6 protein-coding genes are annotated in these 4858 nt (G+C 68.9%); 3 read left to right on the plus strand and 3 right to left on the minus strand.

Going from position 1 to position 4858, the window contains the following annotated elements; all coding sequences use genetic code 11:
- Both B7767_RS43455 and B7767_RS43460 read left to right on the plus strand, forming a co-directional pair.
- Nucleotides 1-589, plus strand: a 589-nt coding sequence (locus B7767_RS43455; RefSeq protein ID WP_143653042.1) for a GlxA family transcriptional regulator, incomplete at its 5' end; no start/stop codon positions are given.
- Between the two features lie 135 nt (nt 590-724).
- Nucleotides 725-1369, plus strand: coding sequence for a hypothetical protein (locus tag B7767_RS43460; protein WP_143653044.1), 645 nt, complete (start codon nt 725-727; stop codon nt 1367-1369).
- 33 nt (nt 1370-1402) lie between these two features.
- Here B7767_RS43460 and B7767_RS43465 read toward each other — a convergent pair whose 3' ends face one another.
- Both B7767_RS43465 and B7767_RS43470 read right to left on the minus strand, forming a co-directional pair.
- Nucleotides 1403-1825 (minus strand): hypothetical protein, encoded by a 423-nt coding sequence (locus B7767_RS43465; protein ID WP_085576575.1) that lies wholly within the window; start codon nt 1823-1825, stop codon nt 1403-1405.
- A complete protein-coding gene (locus tag B7767_RS43470) occupies nt 1822-2670 on the minus strand; it encodes an IS5 family transposase (protein WP_085576576.1) in 849 nt (282 codons plus the stop codon). Before B7767_RS43470 ends, B7767_RS43465 begins: the two co-directional genes overlap by 4 nt.
- A gap of 495 nt (nt 2671-3165) precedes the next feature.
- Between B7767_RS43470 and B7767_RS43475 the strand changes: the two genes are divergently transcribed.
- A complete protein-coding gene (locus B7767_RS43475; protein ID WP_085576577.1) occupies nt 3166-3408 on the plus strand; it encodes a DUF5302 domain-containing protein in 243 nt (80 codons plus the stop codon).
- 300 nt (nt 3409-3708) lie between these two features.
- Here B7767_RS43475 and B7767_RS43485 read toward each other — a convergent pair whose 3' ends face one another.
- Complete coding sequence (locus B7767_RS43485; RefSeq protein WP_306298060.1) at nt 3709-4809, minus strand: GlxA family transcriptional regulator; 1101 nt, start codon at nt 4807-4809, stop codon at nt 3709-3711.
- Between the last annotated feature and the right edge of the window lie 49 nt (nt 4810-4858).

Here is a 4858-nt window from a genome sequence, read left to right on the forward strand (position 1 = left end):
CGTGCTCACCTCGGCCGGCACCGCCTCCGGGCTCGACGCCTGCCTGCACATCGTCCGCAACCGACTGGGTTCCGCGGCTGCCGCCACCGTCGCGCGCCATCTCGTCATCGCACCCCACCGGGAGGGCGACCAGGCCCAGTACATCGACCGACCCGTACCCGACGACGCCGCGGGGCCCATCGGCGACACGATCACCTGGGCCCTGGCCAACCTCGACCAGCGCCTGTCCGTCACCGAACTCGCCGCTCATGCGCACATGAGCACCCGCAACTTCTCCCGCCGCTTCTACGAGACCACCGGCATGAGCCCGGCCAAGTGGGTTCTCACCCGCAGGCTCGACGAAGCGCGCAGGCTGCTGGAGACGACGACCTGGAGCATCACCCGTATCGCCGCGGCGTGCGGGTTCGCCAGCGCCGTGACCTTCCGGCAGAACTTCACCGCGCACTACGCGACCACGCCGACGTCCTACCGCTACCGCTTCACCGACCGCACGCGGATGGAAGGCTCCGCTCCGGAAGTCCCCGATCCCGCCTCAGGCGGATACGCCGGCAGCGGGCGGTGTCACGTTGGTGGGATGTTGATCGGTTGAGAGCGCAGTTCGTGAGCTGATGTCCGTTTCCGAAGGAGGCTAGGGGCAGGGTTGCTGGTCGAGGGGGTCTCCGGGAAGTACTTGTTCCTGGGGAAGCGGCCGGGCGCGATGTGGTCGTGCTGGCAAGATCGGGTCATGGGTTTGAACATGGTCGTCGGTGTGCTCAGCGATGCCGAGGACGACTACACCGAGATGCTCCGCGCTGACTTCGTTCGGATCGGCGAGCTACTGGAGCGGGCGGGGGCGCGGCAGTGGACCGAGCCCGATCTGGTTGAGGCGGAGGACACGGATTTCGAGATGTGGGGTTACTCGGGCTTGCATGCCGTTCGTCGTCTCGCCGTCCACCTTGCGGCGGGTGGGCGCCTGCCCGAGCCGTTGCATGAGGCCCAGCGTGCGACTGACGACCCGCTGTTGAGCAAGGTCTACAAGACTCTCCCAGGCGAGCCTCCGGGACCGTTCGACCACCTGATCCATCATTCGGACTGCCAGGGGTACTACGTCCCTGTCGACTTCACCCACGTCATTGTCGACAAAAAGGCGCCGGGCGGCTACCTCGGTTCTTCGGTTCGGCTGCTGGTGGAAGTCCGTCGACTCGCTGAAGCCCTTGGTCTTCCAGAAGACCTCGATCCGCACTCCGAGGAGGTCTTCGAGGCCACTGATGCCGAAGAGCCAGCCAGCGAGGGATGGCAGCGTTACGGTGTCGAATCGTATGTCTGCCTGCAACTTCTCCAGGCTGCGAAACTCTCGATCGCGACCGGAGCAGCCATCGCCTTCACCTGAAGCAATCTTCAGGAGGTGATGTCCGTTTTGAAGTCATACTTGGGGAAGGGGTGCTGGCTGCTGCTTCCTGGCGAAGTTGCCGGTGTCGATCTCGGTGAGGATCCCGAGTTTGACCAGGCGTTTCAGCTTGGCGCGGGTGCCTTCGACGTTCTTCGGCAGCAGTTCGTGGCCGAGGGCTTCGCAGACGTCCTTGGCCCGTAGCGGTCCGGTCGTCTGGTTGAAGGCATCGAGGATGCGGGGGTAGTCCGGGTGCTCGGGCAGGTCCGGTGCGACGTGCGGGAGCCGGTCGGCGAGGCCGGTGACGGTCGTGCGGGTGATCGCGAGGTGTTCGAGGCGGGTCTCGGCCTCTTGTAACCGGGTCTGCAGGTCGTCGATCTGTGCGCGAAGGTCGTCGGCCAGGGCCCGGGCGGCGTCTTCCTGGAGTTCCAGGGCGTCGAGCAGGGGCTGGAGGTTCACGCTGCCGCCGTCTGCATCTCGCGCCAGGTGGGGGCGTTCGCGCCGGTGAGGCGTCGGGTCATGACGTGGGTCATCGCCCAGTAGACGCGGGAGGCAGAGGAGGAGGGGTGGTACTCGTAGTCGCGGACCAGGCGCCGATGCAGTATCAAGATCCCGTAGGTCTGCTCGATCCTCCACCGCTTCGGCTGCGGCACGAACCCCTTGTCCTGCGGGTTGCGTGCGACGATCTCGACGTCGATGCCCAGGCCGGCGCCGTGCACGACGACCTGATTCTTGAAGCCCTGGTCGACCAGGGCTTTGCGGACGCTTCCGCCGGCGTGCTCGGCGACCTGGTCCAGCAGGAGGGTGCCCGCGGCGTTGTCGTGGGTGTTCGCGGCGAGGACGACGACTGCGATGACCAGGCCGAGGACGTCCACGGCCAGGCCGCGTTTGCGGCCGGGCACCCGCTTGGCCGGATCGTGACCGGTCGTGACAGCAGGGACCCCGGCGGCCACGTGGACACTCTGGGTGTCCAGGACCACCAGGGTCGGGTCCTCTAATCGGCGGGCGCGTTCACGGACCTGGCAGCGCAGGAGTTCATGGATGACCTGATCAGTGCCGTCGTCCCGCCAGGCGGCGAAGTAGTAGTAGGTCGCGCTCTTGGGCGGCAGGTCGTGCGGGAGATAAGCCCACTGGCAACCGGTCCGCCCCTGGTAGAGGATCGCGTTCACGATCTCCCGCATGTCGTAGGCGCCCTGGTGCCCGCTGACCGAGCGGTGCCGGTCCTTCCACGCGGTGATCACCGGCTCGATCAATGACCACTGCTCGTCCGATAAGTCACTCGGGTACAGCTTGCGTTCACTCACCCGGTCACATCACCAGATCAGCACCCGTGGACCGGCGGATTCCGCCCTGCCACCACACCATCAGGCGACAGTAGAACCACTCAAAGACCCACGAACCGCCCACTGACTGCCGCCTCCGGGTTAGCAAAAGGTCAGCATTGGGCCGGATGGTGCCCGGCTTGCCCACCTGTCTCTGCTGCCCCGCCCGGCGCCCTGACGTGGATCCACGCAGAGAGAAAGAAGACGGAACAGTCCGTGGCCGAGACCCACCAGGAACTAGGTCAGCGGACGGTCGCGGGACACGCCAGGCGGTCGGGGAGTGAACGTCCTGGCCACGGGATCGGCAACCCTCGGCCCGGTCCGAAGCCGTCCTGTGCGCCTCACCCACCGAGCGAACGCTCTCGACCGCGAGAGGAATACCCGTCAAAACGGAGCAGGATGATGGAGTCGGCACCCAGTACCGCGCCCGGCATGACAAGCTGTGCTTGCCCATCCCCCCGAACCCAGGAGGTCACCATGACCGCAGAGCCCGTGTCGACGGAGGGTTCGGAGCCGGCTGCCCCCGAGGCGGCACCTCTGGCGCCGGACAGCGACGGCAACTACGACCTCAAGCGCAAGTTCCGCGAAGTCCTGGCACGCAAGCGCGGTGCGCAGGCGGACGCCGCCGGTGTCGCCGCCAACCCGGACGCGTCGAAGGTGCGTGCGGCGCACGGCCCGGCTGCGAGCCAGCGGTCGTTCAGGCGCAAGAGCGGCGGCTGAGTTGATCAGTCCCGGGAGCCGGCCGCTTCGCCAGCGCTCCGAGCGCTGCCCGCTCGCGCATCCCGTGCAGTGGCCCGCAACGTGCGCATACCCCTGTGCGCGTTGCGGGCGAGGCGTGGACGAACTCGGATGACTTCCGGGCCCGACCGGCCCAAGGGCAGCCATGCCGTGACCGTCGATCACCAGCAGGCGCCGCACCTTGTGTGCGCTCATCGTGCGCAGGATCTCCCGCGCGCCGTCGACGGCGCCGGCGGTGACGGCCTCGTCCTGGACCAGGACGCCGAGGAGACCGGCCGGGCATCAGGCGTCGGTGCCGGGCCTGACCCGGAGGTGGATGCCGGCGAGGTCGGCGGTCCCCGTACGGACCGGATCGATGACGATCATTGCGCGGGCGGGGTCCCGGTGCGTCGTCCCCGTCCGGGACGGTGAGGCGGCCGGCGGGCCGGTGGCCGTCGTCGGGGTGTGCACCTGAGCGTGGTTCGGTCGTGCCGTCGGGGCGAACGCCGCGCGATAGGCGGTGGGTGTCGTCCCGAGGGTGCGCCGGAAGTGCAGCCGGAGGTTCGAAGGGCTGCCCAGACCACATCGGTCGGCTATGTGGTCGACGGCGAGTCCGGTGCTCTCCAGGAGCTCCTGGGCACGGTCGAGCCGGGCGGCGAGCAGCCACCGCAGGGGAGTTGTGCCGGTCTCGGCGACGAACCGCCGGGCGAAGGTCCGCGGCGCCATGTGAGCGTGCGCGGCGAGCAGCGGGACCGTCAGCGGCTCGTGCAGACGGGCCAGGGCCCACGCCCGGGTGGGCGCGAGGGTGACGCCGTACGTGTCGGGGGCCAGCGGCCGTTTGATGTACTGCGCCTGCCCGCCGTCGCGGTGGGGAGCGGAGACCAGGGCGCGCGCCACCTTGTTCGCCGTCCGTGCGCCCAGGTCGCGTCGCACCAGGTGCAGGCACAGGTCGATGCCGGCGGCGACGCCCGCCGAGGTCAGCACCTGTCCCTCGTCCACGTAGAGCACGCGCGGGTCCACCGACACCCTCGGATACCGCGCCGCCAGTTCCTCGGTGTACTGCCAGTGGGTGGTGGCCTTGCGGCCGTCCAGGATCCCGGCTGCCGCCAGTGCGAACGCGCCGGTGCAGATGGACACCAGCCGCCGGCCCCGGGCGTGGGCCTCGGCCAGTGCGGCGAGCACGTCCTGCGGGAGCTCCCGCAGGTGCGGTACGTACCCCGGGACCACCACGGTGTCCGCGCCGCGTACCGCTTCCAGCCCGGCCGTCACCGTCACGGCGAACCCCGCCGCGGTCGGGACCGACCCCGCTGTCCGTCCGCACAGGGTCAGCTCATAGGGGGCACCGGGCACGGAGATGAAGACCTGGGCCGGGATGCCCAGGTCCAGGGGCAGCACGTCGTCCATGACCAGTACCGCCACTCGGTGCGGTGCGGCGGGGGGGGGAGGTTTCCCC

The sequence above is a fragment of the Streptomyces sp. 13-12-16 genome (assembly GCF_002114215.1).
Classification (GTDB): domain Bacteria; phylum Actinomycetota; class Actinomycetes; order Streptomycetales; family Streptomycetaceae; genus Streptomyces.